General features: G+C 65.4%; 16 protein-coding genes, 1 tRNA gene and 1 pseudogene. 10 read left to right on the top strand and 8 right to left on the bottom strand.

Annotation, left to right across the window (positions count from 1 at the left end; all coding sequences use genetic code 11):
• Positions 1-39: 39 nt before the first annotated feature.
• Both BME24068_RS11055 and BME24068_RS11050 read left to right on the top strand, forming a co-directional pair.
• Complete coding sequence (locus BME24068_RS11055) at positions 40-426, top strand: integration host factor subunit alpha (RefSeq protein WP_006486093.1); 387 nt, start codon at positions 40-42, stop codon at positions 424-426.
• Positions 427-487: 61 nt separating this feature from the next.
• Positions 488-901 carry a MerR family transcriptional regulator gene (locus BME24068_RS11050; protein WP_096506841.1) on the top strand — a complete coding sequence of 138 codons (414 nt, stop codon included), beginning with the start codon at positions 488-490 and terminating at the stop codon, positions 899-901.
• 85 nt (positions 902-986) lie between these two features.
• On the opposite strand, the gene BME24068_RS11045 is transcribed toward BME24068_RS11050, so the two are convergent.
• The 3 genes from BME24068_RS11045 to BME24068_RS34975 all read right to left on the bottom strand — a co-directional run bounded on the left by BME24068_RS11045 (position 987) and on the right by BME24068_RS34975 (position 4,423).
• Positions 987-3,197: a hypothetical protein gene (locus BME24068_RS11045; protein ID WP_174926070.1), complete on the bottom strand. Its 2,211-nt coding sequence runs from the start codon at positions 3,195-3,197 to the stop codon at positions 987-989.
• 327 nt (positions 3,198-3,524) lie between these two features.
• Positions 3,525-4,169 (bottom strand): tyrosine-protein phosphatase, encoded by a 645-nt coding sequence (locus tag BME24068_RS11040; protein ID WP_239007911.1) that lies wholly within the window; start codon positions 4,167-4,169, stop codon positions 3,525-3,527.
• A 23-nt stretch (positions 4,170-4,192) separates the two neighbouring features.
• On the bottom strand, positions 4,193-4,423 hold the full coding sequence (locus tag BME24068_RS34975; RefSeq protein ID WP_239007910.1) for a hypothetical protein: 231 nt from the start codon (positions 4,421-4,423) through the stop codon (positions 4,193-4,195).
• A 353-nt stretch (positions 4,424-4,776) separates the two neighbouring features.
• Here BME24068_RS34975 and BME24068_RS11035 point away from each other — a divergent pair.
• From BME24068_RS11035 to BME24068_RS11025, 3 genes are all read left to right on the top strand, one after another.
• A tRNA-Pro gene (locus BME24068_RS11035) sits at positions 4,777-4,853 on the top strand.
• 140 nt (positions 4,854-4,993) lie between these two features.
• On the top strand, positions 4,994-6,205 hold the full coding sequence (bamC, locus tag BME24068_RS11030; RefSeq protein WP_096506839.1) for an outer membrane protein assembly factor BamC: 1,212 nt from the start codon (positions 4,994-4,996) through the stop codon (positions 6,203-6,205).
• Between the two features lie 525 nt (positions 6,206-6,730).
• Positions 6,731-7,021 carry a putative quinol monooxygenase gene (locus tag BME24068_RS11025; protein WP_096506838.1) on the top strand — a complete coding sequence of 97 codons (291 nt, stop codon included), beginning with the start codon at positions 6,731-6,733 and terminating at the stop codon, positions 7,019-7,021.
• 41 nt (positions 7,022-7,062) lie between these two features.
• On the opposite strand, the gene BME24068_RS11020 is transcribed toward BME24068_RS11025, so the two are convergent.
• The 3 genes from BME24068_RS11020 to BME24068_RS11010 form a co-directional block, all read right to left on the bottom strand.
• Positions 7,063-7,320: a DNA-binding protein gene (locus BME24068_RS11020; protein WP_096506837.1), complete on the bottom strand. Its 258-nt coding sequence runs from the start codon at positions 7,318-7,320 to the stop codon at positions 7,063-7,065.
• A gap of 136 nt (positions 7,321-7,456) precedes the next feature.
• On the bottom strand, positions 7,457-7,732 hold the full coding sequence (locus tag BME24068_RS11015) for a hypothetical protein (RefSeq protein ID WP_096506836.1): 276 nt from the start codon (positions 7,730-7,732) through the stop codon (positions 7,457-7,459).
• Between the two features lie 220 nt (positions 7,733-7,952).
• Positions 7,953-8,669, bottom strand: coding sequence for a YdcF family protein (locus BME24068_RS11010; RefSeq protein ID WP_239007920.1), 717 nt, complete (start codon positions 8,667-8,669; stop codon positions 7,953-7,955).
• Between the two features lie 157 nt (positions 8,670-8,826).
• Between BME24068_RS11010 and BME24068_RS11005 the strand changes: the two genes are divergently transcribed.
• On the top strand, positions 8,827-9,144 hold the full coding sequence (locus BME24068_RS11005; protein ID WP_096506834.1) for a hypothetical protein: 318 nt from the start codon (positions 8,827-8,829) through the stop codon (positions 9,142-9,144).
• 191 nt (positions 9,145-9,335) lie between these two features.
• Here BME24068_RS11005 and BME24068_RS34970 read toward each other — a convergent pair whose 3' ends face one another.
• Together BME24068_RS34970 and BME24068_RS10995 are read right to left on the bottom strand one after the other, a co-directional pair.
• On the bottom strand, positions 9,336-9,587 hold the full coding sequence (locus BME24068_RS34970) for a hypothetical protein (RefSeq protein WP_096506833.1): 252 nt from the start codon (positions 9,585-9,587) through the stop codon (positions 9,336-9,338).
• Between the two features lie 200 nt (positions 9,588-9,787).
• Positions 9,788-10,183: pseudogene (locus BME24068_RS10995) on the bottom strand (transposase); the annotation flags it as partial.
• A gap of 430 nt (positions 10,184-10,613) precedes the next feature.
• Between BME24068_RS10995 and BME24068_RS10990 the strand changes: the two are divergent.
• The 4 genes from BME24068_RS10990 to rluB all read left to right on the top strand — a co-directional run bounded on the left by BME24068_RS10990 (position 10,614) and on the right by rluB (position 15,840).
• Positions 10,614-11,516, top strand: a complete 903-nt coding sequence (locus BME24068_RS10990) for a LysR family transcriptional regulator (RefSeq protein ID WP_096506831.1) — start codon at positions 10,614-10,616, stop codon at positions 11,514-11,516.
• 64 nt (positions 11,517-11,580) lie between these two features.
• Positions 11,581-12,783, top strand: coding sequence for a pyridoxal phosphate-dependent aminotransferase (locus BME24068_RS10985; RefSeq protein ID WP_174926068.1), 1,203 nt, complete (start codon positions 11,581-11,583; stop codon positions 12,781-12,783).
• A 273-nt stretch (positions 12,784-13,056) separates the two neighbouring features.
• Positions 13,057-14,058 (top strand): SMC-Scp complex subunit ScpB, encoded by a 1,002-nt coding sequence (gene scpB, locus BME24068_RS10980; RefSeq protein ID WP_096506829.1) that lies wholly within the window; start codon positions 13,057-13,059, stop codon positions 14,056-14,058.
• A gap of 60 nt (positions 14,059-14,118) precedes the next feature.
• The gene (gene rluB / locus BME24068_RS10975) at positions 14,119-15,840 is read left to right on the top strand and encodes a 23S rRNA pseudouridine(2605) synthase RluB (protein WP_174926067.1); all 1,722 of its coding nucleotides are present in this window, start codon (positions 14,119-14,121) and stop codon (positions 15,838-15,840) included.
• The last annotated feature ends 100 nt before the right edge of the window (positions 15,841-15,940 follow it).

Here is a 15,940-nt window from a genome sequence, read left to right as displayed (position 1 = left end):
CCCATCGTGAGTTTTGGTTTAACGCGCTGTATGGCAGATATGAACGACATGACCTCGAGTGAATTCGAAGCCCTCCTGACGGCGCAACGCAGCGCCATGAACCGCGACGCTTCGGCGCCGGCGTCCACCGAGACGCCGACGCTGACGAAAGCGGAACTGGCGGAGCTGCTGTTCGACAGCGTCGGGCTGAACAAGCGTGAAGCGAAGGACATGGTCGAGGCGTTCTTCGAAGTGATCCGCGACGCGCTTGAAAACGGTGAAAGCGTCAAGCTGTCGGGGTTCGGCAACTTCCAGCTGCGCGACAAGCCGCAGCGTCCGGGCCGCAATCCGAAAACGGGCGAGGCGATTCCGATCGCGGCCCGCCGGGTGGTAACCTTCCACGCAAGCCAGAAGCTGAAGGCGCTGGTCGAAAACGGCGCGGAGTAAAGCCCGCGCGCCGACGTCTCCGCGCGGCCGCCGCGCACCCTTTACCGACGGTTAACCGACGATGACCACTACGGTTGAGAAAGTCGTCTTGCCTCCGATTCCCGCGAAGCGCTACTTCACGATCGGTGAAGTCAGCGAACTATGCGGGGTCAAGCCGCACGTGCTGCGTTATTGGGAACAGGAATTCACGCAGTTGCGGCCGGTGAAGCGCCGCGGCAACCGCCGGTACTATCAGCACCACGAAGTGCTGCTGATCCGGCGGATTCGCGAGTTGCTGTACGAACAGGGGTTCACGATCAACGGGGCGCGCAACCGGCTCGATTCGCCCGGCGGCGAACGCGCTGCTGCGGCACTGGCCGACCCCGAAGCATCGGCCGCCGATGTGCGCGCGCCGGGCAAGCCGGGGACGACGGTCGACGTAGTCGCATTGCGGCAGGCGCTGCTCGACGTGATCGACGGACTGAAGCACGACTGAGCGAGATGCTCGAATCGGAACCCGGAAAAGCCCAGTTGGCGAACGAAGCGCCACCGGGCTTTTTCACGCATGCGGGCCGCGCTCGTCAGCGCGACGCGAGCGGATTCGGCTGCCCCATGTCGACGACCAGCGTGCCGTCCGGCAGCATCCGCACCGACCCCTGCGCGACCTGGCTGCGATAGCCGTAGAGATCGAAGCGCATCGGGCCGGTCGCGGCCGAGTTCCGGATCAACGCGCGCACGTTGAGTTCGAGCACGTTGAACATCTTCATGTCGCCGCCTTCCATCCACATGTAGCTCGGCGCGTCGATCTGCGGCCGCTTCGGCGCCGGCGCGTCGGCGGCGCGCCGGAACGTGAGGCGCAGCCCGTCGCGTTCGACCGTCGCCTGACCGAGCTTGCCGTTGAGCATCGGCGGCGGAAACACGGTGTACTGGTCGAGCACGAGCGTGTCGCCGCGCAATTCGGCGCCGCGGCGCTGCAGCGGCGTCAGCGACGCGAGCTCGATGCCGAGCGAGCGCAACAGCTTTGCCTGCGGGACGCCGAGCACCGACACCTGTGACGGCTTGAATGCGAGGTGCCGGTCGTCCAGCACCGACAGGGAGCCCTGCATGTCGGTCGGCAGCCATACGCCCGGTACGTGATTCCACAGCTTGATGCCGCCCTGGACGCGCAGATCCTGGCCGTCCGCGCTCAATTGCAGGTCGTTCAGCGAGCGCGGCGAGTAGTCGAGCAGATAATTGTTGAAGAGCGCCGACATCGCCTTCCACGACTCGACGACCGTACCGCCGAGAATGTGGATGTCGTACTGGTTCGGATCGTCGAGGTCGACCGGTTCGCCGGGGCGTTTCGCAACGAGTAGCGCGTCGAGATCCTCGACATGGAAGCCGATGTCGCCGGACAGGTTGAAGTCGACGTTGTGCAGATGGATCGTCGGGTTGCGGTTCGACACGTGCCGTTCGTTGAACGGGGTCGTCGACGAACGCCGCATCGCGACTTTCTGCATGCCCGGCTGCGTGGCGCTGGCCGCGAGCGCAAACGCTTCCCAGTGCTGGCGCGAATCGTGTAGCGCGTTCTGTTGTGCGGTGAGAAAACTGTCGTTCAGGCGAGCGGCTGCATTGCCGAGCGGCGCGCCGCTTGCCGGGCCCGCGTACGACGGCATCCGGATCGTCATCGCGCCGTTTTCGTTGAAATTGAAATAGCCGGCCGACACCTGATCGCGGTAGTGGTACAGGTCGAACACGAAGTTCTGGTTACGCTGGGTCGGATCGACGGGGCCGATCAGGATATCGGCGTTCATCGGCATCGAGCGCATGAACTTCACGTCGCCGCCGCGAATGTACATTGCCTGTTGCGGTGCGTTCGCGGGCAGCGCGAAGCCGGCGTGCGTGCCGTCGTCGAGCGTCAGGTCGAGGCCGGCCGGCGTCACGCGCAGCGCGGTGATCCTGATCTTCAGCCGCGGCGGCGGCATCAGCTTGTCGACCGACATCACGAGGTCGTCGCCGGCGAGTCGCGCGATCGGCGTTTCCACCTTCAGCAGATCGGCCATCTTCACGTTGGCTGCGCGCATCACCGGCTGTGCGTTGATGCCCGATACGCGCACGCCGGTCGGGTGGAACACGAGCTGGCTGCCGTCGCGGATCGCGAGCGTGCCGGTCAGCGAGAACGGTACCCAGCCGTCGCGCTGCATCTCGCCTTGCAGATGGATCACGCCGTCGCCGGCCGATACGACGAGCTTGCGCAGCGGCGCGTAGCGATAACCGAAGATGTACGTATTGAACAGCGCCGTCAGTTTCGCGTTGTCGAGCGTGACGGCGCCCTCGTGCACGTCGATCTCGAAGCTCGTCGGATCGTCGAACACGATCGGCGCGCCGGCCTGCGTCGGCACGAGTGTTGCGGATAACTGATGGATGAAGAAGCCGAGGTTATTGACGATGCGAAAATCGACGTCGCGCAGAAACGTCATCGCACCGCTCTGACCCGAGTCGCGCAGCGTAAGGGGGCGCGGCTGCGTGAGGCTGATCGATGCGAGCGACGGTACGGCGCGAGCGATCTGCTGTTCTTGCGCGAGACGTTCGGCTTTTGCGCGTTCGATCTTCGTCGACGCGCTCGATGCGTTGCCGTCGCGCTGCGCGGCAGGTTCCGCACAGCCGGCGCAGAGCAGCGCGAGCGCAAGCGCGCTGCAGCCGAGCGCACGGGGCGCGCCATGTGAAATCGAAATGGCCGCGCGCCGCGGGCCGAACATCCAGTCGAAAATTGCCAAAGGCGAGCGATGGCCGCGCCGGACCGCATTCCGCATCGTCTGTCTCCATGTCTTGTCGTGATCGACGAACGCGCGGGGCCGATGCACGGCGCGGACGTCGATGCCGTGCAGTGTGTCATAGCGCGCTAGAGCGGCGTTACCAAACAGCGGGAGCCGGAGCGGGACCGGCCCGCGCGCGGCAGGACAAAGGCTTCGCGGCTGCGGGGCGACGGGATCAAACGGTCGTTTGGTTTTTGTTTTCGAGATGGCAACCCGCCCGGCGCCGGATCGGCGAACCTGGCGTCAACACGCTGTTGGCCGGTGCCGGGTTACGCATCGGCCGAACCTCGCGACCGATTCGGGGGCGGCAATGGGGCGATTTTGCTATTTCGCCGGCGGGGGGCGATCAGACCAGCAGGCGCTGCCGGATCGCATTCTGCGTTGCCTGGTCGAGTTGCAGGCCGCTGTCGATGACGATGCCATCGACCCGTACGACGTGGCGGCCTGATCGTATGCCGCTTGCAGGTAGGCCGTTTGCGCGCCCTGCAGCGCGGCCATCATGTCGGCCGCATCCTCTCCGCCACTTTTCCGCGCCTGCGCGACATAGGCGGCGATTTCGGACGCGCTGTACATGTTGGTCAGCAGGTAATCCGCGAAAATCGTCTGCTGCTGGACGCCGACGATCGTTTGCAGAATGGCCGCTGCCCAGCCGGTGCGATCCTTGCCGGCCGTGCAGTGAAAGACGAGATTGCCGCCGGACGCGGCAAAACCGGCGAATAGCGCGTGGTAACTCGTCCGCGCCGTTTCCGTCGTCACGAACGCCCGGTACATGTCCTGCATGAAGGCTGTTGCGGTCGCGCCGTTGGTCGGAAGCGGACCGATATCGGTGACGCCGAGCACGTTGAGGTTCTGCCATGTGGCGCCGGCCAGCGGCACATCCGGCTGCGCGTGGATTTCGGCTGTCGTGCGCAGGTCGCAGACCCGCGTGATGCCGAGCGTGCCGACCGTCGCAACGTCGGCAGCGGACAACGCGAGCGCCGACGACCGGTAGATCACGCCTTTTTCATCGCTGCGCCGCTTGCCGTCGCGTAGCCCGTTCCATCGGGGCCCGCGGCGTCACGAAAGTTCGCCGCCGAACCGAGTCTGGGCGTCGTGACCGGGGCGACCGAGATCGAGTCGCCGCCGCACGCGGACAGCAGCGACGTGCTTCCGAGCGCGAGGCCCAACGTGCCGGCACCCAGCCGAAGAAAATGTCTACGGGAAATTTTGTTTTTCTGGTTCATTCACTGGCCTTTGTCGGAGACTGTTACGGGAAGTCGCGATCGCGGTGGCGATCGGGACCGCTGCCGGCGCTTTCCGCACGATGCGGCGAAGCGCGGATGGGTCGCGTCGATCGACGTGCGGCCGGACGATCCGCCGTGCGCACCGCGCTCGCGCCGGGTAAGCGCACGGTAGCGATCCGTGGCGAAACGGCCATCGTCCTTTTTGATGAGGCGGGAATGGGAGAAGGGCTTCGCTGCGATGCGGTTTGAGCGTCGGTCATCGGCGCATTCGTCGAAAAATTTCACAAGAACGGCCACAAAATGCATATGACCCGTTCTAAACCGGACAACTGTCTGTTATAATTTTTTTCTTTCGGGGCGTAGCGCAGCCTGGTAGCGTACCTGCATGGGGTGCAGGTGGTCGGAGGTTCAAATCCTCTCGCCCCGACCAGACAAGAACCCGCGTCAGTTCAGGCTGACGCGGGTTTTTTCTTGCCCGTCGCTTTTTTGCACATCCCGGCGCGGCCCCGGTAAAATGCAAGGTTGATCCACGGAAAGCGCCGTGATTTAGCGGAAGAGGATTCCCCGAACATGACTGATCTTCGTCTTACCATGCGGTTCGCTGCAGTGCTCGCCACCGGCGCGCTCGTTGCCGGTTGCGGTACGTCGTCGCCCACGAAAGTGGACTACAAGAGCGATTCGAAATCGAAGGAAGCGTCGCTCGCAGTGCCGCCCAACATGCTCGACGAGACGGCCGATCAGCGCTCGCTGCCGCCGCAGGGCGGTGCGACTTCCCTGTCCGCGCTCCAGCAGGTTCAACAAGCGGCCCCCGCGACGGACACCGTCGCTCCCGCCGTTTCGGGCATGCATATCCAGCGTGACGGTACCGAGAGCTGGCTCGTGATCGACGGCAGGAAGCCTGCCGACATCTGGCCGCAGGTTCGCCGTTTCTGGCAGGAGCAAGGTTTCCTGCTGGTCGTCGACCAGCGCGACAAGGGCGTGATGGAAACCGACTGGAACGAAACCCATCCGCAGATCAACGACGGCCTGATTCGCGGCGTGATTTCGAAAGCGATGGGCAACTCGTACGTGACGGCCGAGCGCAACAAGTACCGCACGCGTCTCGATTCGGCGCCCGACGGCGGCACCTACGTGTTCATCAGCCAGAAGGGTATGCGCGAGGCGCTCACCGGCGCGAACAACGATTCGAGCAAGTGGGAAGCGAAGCCGAACGATCCTGCGCTCGAGACGGAATACCTGAAGCGGTTGATGGCGGTGCTCGCGCAGAACGAGCAGCGTGCGAAGAACGGCGAACCGCCGATCGCCAACATCAACGACAACGCGGTGTCGAAGGACAAGAAGGCCGACACGGACGCATCGAAGGCTGCCGCCGCGGCGATTGCCGCGCAGAACGTTGCGCGTGCGTCGTCGCAAGGAAACGATGTCGACTCGTCCGGCTCGGTTCCGTCCGAAGTCACGCTCGGCGAGCCGTACGACCGGTCGTGGCTGCACGTCGGCCTCGCACTCGACCGCGCGAACTTCACGGTCGACGATCGCGATCGCACGAAGGGCCTGTATTTCGTGCGCTACGTCGATCCGAAGGATCTGAGTGCGGCCGAGCAGGGTTTCTGGAGCCAGCTGTTCCACGGCAAGAAGGAAAAGCAGGCGAAGCAATATCGCGTGAACGTGAAGGCGCTGACGCCGGATCAGACGCGTATCGCGGTCATCGACGATTCGGGCGCGATCGATACGTCGTCGCCGGCCCGGCAGATCATGGCACTGCTCGTGAATCAGCTGCGCTGATCGCGGTCGTTCCCGATCCTGAAAAGCCCGCCATCCGGCGGGTTTTTTTATGCCCGCACGCATTGGTATTGGTGTGTGCGAGAGGTTCGGTCCCTCCGTGTGACGTTACGTAACATCCGCGCGTTACGGCGGCAGAACGGGTGTTACATCGTCATGACTCCGGAAAATACCCTTATGGATCAATGGTATGACTACGCATTCTCGGTTGGCACGCAACCTGCTTTATATGTTGGAATTGTGAAACAGGGAGGATGGCGTCAGATGCCGGGCGTGCGTCGCGAACGCGCGAACAACGGTACCGGCGTTTTCAAACGCCGGCGCGGCGAGCGCCGGTACAACCGATGACGATCCGTGCCGTGCGCGGGTCCCGATGGCCCCGTCGCCTATCCTCGTAGGGCGACGGTTTCGCCCGCGCTTCGTCTGAAGCGCGGGCAATTTTTTTGGTGGGCCGTCATCGAAGACGTGTCGATCCGGCCGATGCGGGATTCACGTATTCTCGGACTTTTCTGAATGAAGGAGTCGGGAATGGCGGAAATCGCAGTCGTCGCGCTGATCGTGGCAAAGCCTGGCGTGGAAGAGAAGTTGCGCGCGGTGCTCGAGGGAATCGTCGAGCCGACCCGCAAGGAAGCGGGCGCGCTGCAGTACGACTTGCACCGGGATCTGAAGGAGCCGGCACGGTTCGTATTCGTCGAGCGCTGGGAAAGCGAGGAGGCGTTGGCCGCGCACGCGCGTTCCGCACATATTCTGGCCTATCGGGAAGCGGCCGCGGACTGGATCGATCGTTCCGAGATCCGCGTGCTGTCGAAGCTCATGTGAGCAGGGCGATGCGGCCGGACGCATTGCCGGCCGCCGCCGTGTCAGTGCGACGCGCTGGGTACGTCCAGGATCAGGATGATCGTCCAGTCGGCGTCGCCGTCATGGTGATACTGGCGTTCGGCCACGATGAACGGCTGCTGCTTGCCTTGCGGGCCGAGGAAAAGCACGTCGCCTTCCATCGGCAGGCACTCGATCGGCGGCAGCGCGAGGAATGCGTCCTCCGAGCCGCGCGGCATCAGTTGCTTGATCTTGCGAGTGGCTGCTTCGGTCCACTCGATGTCGAGTTGAATGTTGCTCATGCTGTCCTCCGCACCGGGGTGCGCACGGGTGGAAAATTTCGGTGCGCGACTTTAGCACAGCGCGCAGGCGCCGCAACCAAAAAAGCCGAATCCGGTTGCCCGGATTCGGCTTTTCGCTTGTGCGGTGCCGCCGAACTTACTGGCTTGCGGCGTCTGCCGGCGCGGCCTTGCCGGCCTTCTTTGCTGCCTTGTGGTGAGCTTTCTTGCCGTGATGACGGTGGTGCTCTTCTTCACGCACCGCAGGCTGTGCAGCCTCGGCTGCTTGCTGCTGTTGCAGGGCTTGCGCGCGCTGCTCGATCTCGGCGATCTTGGCCGGGTCGGTGATGGTCTGGATTTGCGTGCTCTCTTGCGCATACGCTGCGCCAGTCAGCGCCGACATCGCAACCAGGATAGCCAGGGACGTCTTCTTCATTGCTTTACCTCCGCTAAGTGGTGATGAACCCGAGTGTTGCCGTTTTGTCTGGCGACTGCAATCGAGTGCGTGTCGAGTGTAACAAAAGTGACGGATCAATGTGCACCGGATCGCCGCGTCACGCAAGGCCCCGTTGAAGTCGCGCAACACTTCGGGCATTCCGTCACGCGGATGCCATCGCGAGCAGGGCTACCGTTGCACGTCCGGTGCGTGTCGCCTGTCAAAACCATCCGAGCATCCGGTACACGTGAAATTGCGCGATGCCGACCAGCTCGTGCAGTGCCTGTTCGGCGTCGACCAGGTTGTGCCGGCGGGGCAGCCAGCCCGTCTGTGCACGTCGGCGATTCGAATACACGGGTTGCGGATCGAGGCCGAAACGGCGGAAATCGAGCAGCGCGCGACGCATCTGGTATGACGACGTAACGAGAATGAGCGAGTCGTCATGTTGTGAGCGTAGTATAGACGCAGTGAATTTCGCATTTTCATAGGTCGTGCGGCTCTTCGGCTCCAGAACGAGGTCGTGAGAATCCACACCCTGCGCGATGAGCTGGCGCCCGTAGACGGCCGCTTCGGTGTCGCCGTGATGTTGCGGATCGCCGCCCGACATCACGACGGTGCAGCGGGTGGCGTGTTGTCGGCACGTGCGGTAGAGCGCCGCGGTCTTGCGGATGCGTGCATCGCCGTCGGGCGGCGGCCGCAGTCCGGAATCGGCGCGTCGCGTGCCGGCGCCGATCAGGATCAGCGTCGTATTGCCGCGCATGTCGGGGTGCTCGACGGGTGTGACGCCTGCTTCGCTCCATGCGATGAGCGGTGCGGCGAGCCAGCCTGTCGCGAGCAGCCAGAACAGGGCGGCGGCGACGATTGCAATGAGTCGACGCCGCTTGCGGCAGAGCATGAAACAGATGAAGAGAAGTACAAATGAATCGAACAGAATCAATTTGATTGGGGTATGGTGTCTTTTTATGGACGGCTGACGATCCGGCCCTGACGCGACGCCGAACGTCGGCTTCCAGAATCGGTGGCGGTATCGGCGGGCGGAGACCCTGCCCGGCGCACCGCTTCGCATTGTCGCTGCACTTTAAGAAAGAATCGAGATGGCCACGTATTCCAACGAAGCGGTGCTCGACGCATTGAGACGAGTGCAGTACCGCCAGGTACCGTGGGCGCGCCGCCCGGGCGTGTTCGAGTATCTTCGGTCGCTTGGGCTGATGGACACGGTCAGGCAAAAGACCGTTGCGCCCGCGCCGGGTTTTCATGCACCGGTCGACATCGCGGTGCTCACCGACAATGGTCGAGCAGAATGTGCGCGCCTCGAGCGCGACGAGAAATTGTTGTCCTGGACCGATCGCCGCACGGACGACTACGTGCTGAGCGACGCAAGCGCCGTGGCGATTCTCGAAAGCCGCCTGTAGCGGCGAATCTTCCTGTCCTCGTGTGCGCCGTCGCCGGCGCACAAAAAAAGCCCGTATCACGAGGATACGGGCGTACCGGATACTTTTGCTGTTGCCACGCTGTGCTCATGGCAACGATGTGACTCATCGTATGCCGGGCAGTTCCCGGATCCGGGAATTTTCTTTGACGAAATCCTGCAGAAATACCGGCGTTACGGATGACGCGGCATGTCGGACGGCTGCGAGCCGATACGCGCACGCGCATTGCTCGCGATATCGCCGCGCAGGTCGCCGCGCGGCACGGTCTGTCGGTTCGGCGGCGCAACGGGCTGCTGCTGGCGGAGGGTGTTTCGGTGATCCTGCTGGCGGTGAGGCGGCTTCGCGCGATCGTCTGCGTGAGCGGGGGCGGTCAGCGCCAGCGAAATGACAATGCCGCATGCGACGAGCAGTGACATTGATTTCATGGCGGGGCTCCCTTCAAGCCGTCGGTGCGGCCTGTTGATATGTCGCTAAGGTAAGCGTGGGAGTGCAGGGTTGCTGTAAATATTGGTAAATAGATGTATCGCTGCGCGACAACGGTAATCGACGGCAACGCGGCGCCATGCAAACGAGTGGCGCCGAAAAGAAACCGGGCGGCCGAGGCCGCCCGATCGAGCATGTGTTACGCCATCTTCACCGGGGCGCGCCAGGATTCCGGGTTGGTCCAGAAGGCGCCGCGCAGCCGGTCGCGGCTCGGCGGCGCGGGCGGCTTTGCCGCGCTCGCGCCGATGCGCCCGCGCAGCGAAATCTGGCGGCCGCTCGTGCCGAGTCGCTTGACGATTTCGGCGAGCGTGCCGTCTGCCTGCCATTCATCGAAGCGGCGGCGGCAGGTCGGCGGGGACGGATAGCGGCCCGGCAGCTTTGACCAGCCTTCACCCGTCGACAGTACCCACAGCACTGCATTGACCACCGAACGGGCCTCCACGCGGGGACGGCCGCGCCGTTCGCTCCGTTCGGGTTCCGAGCAAAACAGACCCTCGACCAGCGCCCACTCGTTATCTCTCAAATCGTCGAACAGCATCATGTCCTCACCTCAGCGAAGCTAACTCCGGTGCGCTGCCCTGCGCCGCGCACTCTTCAAGCACTCGAGCGTCGAGTGCCGGGTGGGGGCGTCCGGTTGGCCGGCAGCGGCGTTACTGCCTTCAGTCCGACGAAACCTGCGCCCTGTGCGCCAGGTAATGCACGAAGCGTGCCACGTCGGGGGCGATTCCCTCGAGAGCCGCTTGGCAGCGAGCTAACGGCTAAGTCAGCTAGGGGCGTATAAGACGCCAAAATAACCGCGCAGCAAATCGGGACAATCACCAATCTTGTGCAATTCGCCCGTACCACGTGCGTTTGCGCGAATATTGCACCGCAGCGAAACATGTGCGGGCGGTGCCGGAATTGCGCATCGAGGCCGGTTTCGCGCATTAAAATCGCGCATCGGTATCCACGATTGATGAGGTGAGGTGATGAACGTTACGCTGCGCCAGCTTCGCGTATTCATCGAGGTTGCGCGGTTGAAGAGCTTCAGTCGCGCGGGCGACGAGATCGGCCTGACGCAGTCCGCGGTCAGCCGCTGCGTGCGCGAACTGGAGGCCGAGCTCGGACTGAAGCTGATCGACCGGACGACTCGCGACGTGCAACTGACCGATGTCGGCGCGAACCTGATCGCCAGCGTGTCGCGTCTGATCGACGATCTCGACGACACGCTGCGCGAGATTCGTGAGATTGGCGAGCAACGGCGCGGGCGCGTGATCGTCGCGGCGAGCCCGACGATCGCGTGCCGGTTGATGCCGCGCGTCGTCGCGTCGTGCGAGCGCCAGTTCCCGTTCGTCACGCTCGGCCTGCGCGACGACGTGCAGAGCGATGTGCTGCGCAAGGTGAAGTCGAGCGAGGTCGACTTCGGTGTCGTCATCGGGCCGCTCGCCGTCGCCGATCTGGTGTGCGAACCGTTGATGACCGACTCGTTCTGTCTCGTCGCACGTGCCGATCATCCGCTCGCGGCGCGCGCCGAGGTGCCGTGGACCGCGCTCGACGGCGAGCGCCTCGTGCTCCTCGACCATGCGTCCGGAAGCCGGCCGTTGATCGACGCGGCACTGGCCGCCCATCGCGTGAACGCGACGGTCATGCAGGAGCTCGGGCATTCGGCGACGGTGTTCGGCCTGGTCGAGGCCGGTGTCGGCGTGAGCGTGCAGCCGTGGCTGTCGCTGCCGCTGCCGGCCGGATCGACGCTGGTCGCGCGGCCGTTGACGCCACGTACCGAGCGTACCGTCGAGCTGGTGCGCCGCCGCGATCGGTCGTTGTCGCCGGCTGCGCAGGCGATCTGGGAACTCGCGCGCCAGATGCCGGCGCGGGCGGAGGACCTCGACTGACGGCACCGGTCCGGTGCGCGGGCCGGTACACTACGCGGATCGTGTTCCTCGGCGGTGGTTCTCGATGGCGCATTCCGCAGATTTCGGTCCGGCGACGGGCGAGCCGGCCGCACGCAGCGCAGTGCAGGGGCTGCGTGCGTCGCTGATCAGGGACGTGGCGAACGCAGGCTCCGGCGTGCCCGACGTGCTGCCGTTCTGGTTCGGTGAATCGGATCGCGTGACGCCGGCGTTCATTCGTGACGCGGCCTCCGCGGCGCTGCGCGACGGTGCGACCTTCTACACGCACAATCTCGGCACTGCGCCGCTGCGCGACGCGATCGCAGCCTACGTGAGCGCACGTCACGGCGCGACGTCGGCCGATACGATCGCCGTGACGAGTTCGGGCGTCAGCGCGCTGATGCTGGCCGCGCAAATGCTGGCCGGTCCTGGCGATCGCGTCGTCGCCGTCACGCCGCTCTGGCCGAATCTCGTCGAAATCCCGAAGATCGTCGGTGCGCATGTCGAATGCGTGCCGCTCGGCCATGGCGATGCGGGCTGGCAGCTCGACGTCGATCGCCTGCTTGCGACGCTGACCCCCGACACGCGGATGCTGCTCGTCAATTCGCCGAACAATCCGACCGGCTGGACCATGTCGCGCGACGACCAGCAAGCGGTGCTCGCGCACTGCCGGCGGCATGGAATCTGGCTGGTCGCCGATGAAGTGTACGAACGGCTTGCGTTCGGGCCGGGCGGTGCGCCGTCGTTCCTCGATGTCGCATCGCGTGACGACCGGGTGGTTGTCGTGAATTCGTTTTCGAAGGCGTGGGCGATGACGGGCTGGCGGCTCGGATGGCTCGTCGCACCGGCGTCGGTCATGAGCGATCTGTCGAAGCTGGTCGAGTACAACACGTCGTGTGCGCCGGGTTTCGTGCAGGCCGCGGGCGAGGTCGCGCTGCGTGACGGCGAGCCGTTCGTGCAGTCGTTCGTCACGTCGCTGCGCGACGCGCGCGATCATCTGGTCGCCGCGCTGCGGACGTTGCCGGGCGTCGACGTGCCGCCTCCGCCGGGCGCGATGTATCTGTTCCTGCGCTTGCCGGGCGCCGACGACAGCCTCGCGTTCTGCAAGGCGCTGGTGCGTGAGGCCGGACTCGGACTGGCACCCGGGCGCGCATTCGGTCCCGAGGGAGAAGGCTTCGTGCGCTGGTGCTATGCGTGCGCCCCCGCGCGGCTCGATGCGGGCGTCGAGCGCCTGCGCAACTTCCTTGCGCGCGGCTCGGCTCCGCGCTGAAGCGGGGACGGAGCGGGCGCGGCGTGCGGGCGGCGGGGCGTTCGGCTTGTCTTTACGCACCGGACAATTTTGCGTAATATGGCGCTCAGTCACGCGGTTCCGCCGTTGAGCCGTGCTGTTTCCGTCCGGTTTGGGCCTGGCCTGAAGTTGATTCGCCGCCCCCGGTTCGTGCTCCCATCAATATGACCGATCAGAATCGGGCGAGCGCGTCTTCCGTTCCTTTCGTCTGTTTGTTGATCCGGTTCGTTTGACCACAGGGTCTGGCCTAGCTGCATGAATACCCAAGAGGCGAAGATCGTCCTCGAGACTGCTTTGATCTGCGCGCAGGAACCGCTGAAGCTCGGTGATTTGCGCAAGCTCTTTGCCGACGGCGTGTCGGCTGACACGGTCCGCACGTTGCTCGAAGATCTGAAACAGGATTGGTCCGGTCGCGGCGTCGAACTGGTGGCGCTGGCAACCGGGTGGCGTTTTCAGAGCAAACCGGCGATGCGCCATTTTCTGGATCGCCTGCATCCCGAGAAACCGCCGAAATATTCGCGCGCGGTGCTCGAAACGCTCGCGATCATCGCGTATCGGCAGCCCGTCACGCGCGGCGACATCGAGGAGATTCGCGGCGTCACGGTCAATACGCAGGTGGTCAAGCAGCTCGAGGATCGCGGCTGGATCGAAGTGATCGGGCATCGCGACGTGCCGGGGCGCCCGGCGCTGTACGCGACGACCAAGCAGTTCCTCGACGATCTCGGCCTGAAGGCGCTCGACGACCTGCCTGCGCTCGAGGAGCCAGCCGCGAACATCGAGGCCGCGCTGCTCGCGCAGCAGGCGATGGACTTCGACGGCGATGCGCCGGTTGCCGACGGTCTGTCGGAAGCGGGCGAAGTGGCGGCCGATGAGCAGTCGAACGCTGTCGCGACCGACGTCGCGGCGACGCAGGAAATGCCGAACCGCGATACGCTGGACGTCGATCGCGGGCAAACGGAACAGGGCGGCGCCGAAGCAGCGCCGGCCGGCGTGCAGCCCGAGCCGCTGCGCGCGGAATGGAACGAGGAAGATCGCAAGCCGGCCGCCGACGCGGTTGCCGGAGATGGAGCGGAAGCGGCCGGCGACATGCCGGACAAGGCCGGTCAGGCCGACGCCTCGCGCTCCCGTCCAGCGGACGGCGAGATGCTGGACGATACGTCCGACAGTCTTGCCGATGCCGTACGCAGTGCCAGCGCGCCCATCGGCGCCGACGTGCTGCCGGACGACGAAGCAGAACCCGAACAGCGCCGCGCCTGATCGCGGCCGACTTCTTGCCGCGCCCCCGCCGGGCGCGAGACCTGACATTTTGAGGTTGTTTTGACAGATATCCACGATATTGAATCGTCCGCGCCTGCCGTGCAGGCTGCGCGTGCCGACGATGCGCCGGAGCAGGACGCTCCGGCCGCGGGTGGTGACGAGCGTCCCCGCCGCGGTCTGCGACGCGGCCCGCGCAGCCTGATCGCACGTCGCCGCGCGGCGGCCAAGTCGAAGGGCGCCGACGGCGAGCCGCAGGGCGGCGAAGGCGAAGAAGCGCAGCCGGCCGAAACCGCGGAAGCGCAGCAGCCCGCCCGGGCACCGCGCAAGGAAGGGGCGGCCCGAGGCGCGCGCAAGCCGGCCGGCAAACGCGAAGGCGCAGCCAAGGGTACTCAGGGCGCGCAAAGCGGCCAGGGGCGGCGCGGCGGTGCGGCGAAAGCCGAAAGCGGCGCAGCGAAGGCCGACGGCGAGGCGTCGCAGGATGACCTGTTCGCCTATGTGACGTCGCCGGCATTCGACGCGGACAACGCGGCGGGCGGTAGCGGCGTGCGTGCGCCGATGCTGCGCCGCGGCCGGAGTCAGCCGACGAACAAGCGCGTGCTGTCGCCGGACGACGACGCGCCGAAGCTTCACAAGGTGCTCGCGGAAGCGGGCATGGGCTCGCGTCGCGAAATGGAAGAACTGATCGTCGCCGGCCGCGTGTCGGTGAACGGCGAGCCTGCGCACATTGGCCAGCGCATCATGCCGACCGACCAGGTCCGGATCAACGGCAAGCCGGTCAAGCGCAAGCTGCCGAACAAGCCGCCGCGCGTGCTGCTGTACCACAAGCCGACCGGCGAGATCGTCAGCCATGCGGACCCGGAAGGCCGTCCGTCGGTGTTCGACCGCCTGCCGCCGATGAAGACGGCGAAATGGCTCGCGGTCGGCCGTCTCGATTTCAATACCGAAGGTCTGCTGATGCTGACGACTTCGGGCGATCTCGCGAACCGCTTCATGCATCCGCGCTACAGCGTCGAGCGCGAATATGCGGTGCGCGTCGTCGGTGAACTGTCCGAAGGCATGCGGCAGAAGCTGCTGCACGGTGTCGAACTCGATGACGGCCCGGCAAACTTCCTGCGCATCCGCGATGGCGGCGGCGAGGGCACGAACCACTGGTATCACGTCGCGCTGGCCGAAGGCCGCAACCGCGAAGTGCGCCGGATGTTCGAGGCGGCCGGCCTGATGGTGAGCCGCCTGATCCGTACGCGCCACGGCCCGATTCCGCTGCCGCGCGGCCTGAAGCGCGGTCGCTGGGAAGAGCTCGACGAGGCGCAGGTGCGCAAGCTGATGGCGACTGTCGGCCTGAAGGCGCCGGCCGAGGAAAAGGGCAAGCGCGGTGCGGGTGGTCAGGCCGAGCGCCGCCAGCCGGATCCGATGCAGACGTCGATGGGCTTCATTGGCCGTGAGCCGGTGTTGACGACGCATGGCCAGCTCGATCAGCCGCGTCGCGGCGGCGGTGGCCGTCGCGGCGGCCCGGGCCTGCCGGGTCTGAGCGGTTACGGCAGCCTGCCGGTTTCGCCGTCGGGTTACGGCAATCGCTCGGGCGGCGGTCGCGATGTCGACGGCAACCGCGCGTCGTATGGCGCCGGTCCGAAGCGTGAAGGTGCCGGCGGCAAGCGCGGTGGCAGCAAGGGTGGCAACCGCAATCCGAACGGCAATCGCGCCGAAGGCGCCGGTAACGGTGGTGGTGGCGGCGCGCGCGGCGGTCAGCAGCGTCCGCAGCGCAATCGCTCGCGCGGCCGCTGAGCGCTTCTGGCGTACCGTGGTGTGAAGCCGCGGTGTGCCGACGGAATCGACGTCGTTTCGGTTTTGTCGGCACGTCGCCGACTGTATATATGTCGCGCAG

Origin of the sequence: Burkholderia anthina, assembly GCF_902498995.1 — a bacterium.
Classification (GTDB): domain Bacteria; phylum Pseudomonadota; class Gammaproteobacteria; order Burkholderiales; family Burkholderiaceae; genus Burkholderia; species Burkholderia anthina.
Note: the sequence above shows the minus strand (reverse complement) of the source record. Positions and strands in the feature narration are given on the sequence as shown.

What these genes read in the sequence shown, in the direction of transcription:
- BME24068_RS11055 (WP_006486093.1), top strand. Translation starts at nt 40, where the DNA reads ATGAACGACATGACCTCGAGTGAATTCGAAGCCCTCCTGACGGCGCAA.
- BME24068_RS11015 (WP_096506836.1), bottom strand. Translation starts at nt 7,732, where the DNA reads ATGAAGAAGACGTCCCTGGCTATCCTGGTTGCGATGTCGGCGCTGACT.
- scpB (WP_096506829.1), top strand. Translation starts at nt 13,057, where the DNA reads ATGAATACCCAAGAGGCGAAGATCGTCCTCGAGACTGCTTTGATCTGC.
- BME24068_RS11025 (WP_096506838.1), top strand. Translation starts at nt 6,731, where the DNA reads ATGGCGGAAATCGCAGTCGTCGCGCTGATCGTGGCAAAGCCTGGCGTG.
- BME24068_RS10990 (WP_096506831.1), top strand. Translation starts at nt 10,614, where the DNA reads ATGAACGTTACGCTGCGCCAGCTTCGCGTATTCATCGAGGTTGCGCGG.
- BME24068_RS11020 (WP_096506837.1), bottom strand. Translation starts at nt 7,320, where the DNA reads ATGAGCAACATTCAACTCGACATCGAGTGGACCGAAGCAGCCACTCGC.
- BME24068_RS11045 (WP_174926070.1), bottom strand. Translation starts at nt 3,197, where the DNA reads ATGCGGAATGCGGTCCGGCGCGGCCATCGCTCGCCTTTGGCAATTTTC.
- BME24068_RS11050 (WP_096506841.1), top strand. Translation starts at nt 488, where the DNA reads ATGACCACTACGGTTGAGAAAGTCGTCTTGCCTCCGATTCCCGCGAAG.
- bamC (WP_096506839.1), top strand. Translation starts at nt 4,994, where the DNA reads ATGACTGATCTTCGTCTTACCATGCGGTTCGCTGCAGTGCTCGCCACC.
- BME24068_RS10985 (WP_174926068.1), top strand. Translation starts at nt 11,581, where the DNA reads ATGGCGCATTCCGCAGATTTCGGTCCGGCGACGGGCGAGCCGGCCGCA.
- BME24068_RS34975 (WP_239007910.1), bottom strand. Translation starts at nt 4,423, where the DNA reads ATGAACCAGAAAAACAAAATTTCCCGTAGACATTTTCTTCGGCTGGGT.
- BME24068_RS11005 (WP_096506834.1), top strand. Translation starts at nt 8,827, where the DNA reads ATGGCCACGTATTCCAACGAAGCGGTGCTCGACGCATTGAGACGAGTG.
- BME24068_RS34970 (WP_096506833.1), bottom strand. Translation starts at nt 9,587, where the DNA reads ATGAAATCAATGTCACTGCTCGTCGCATGCGGCATTGTCATTTCGCTG.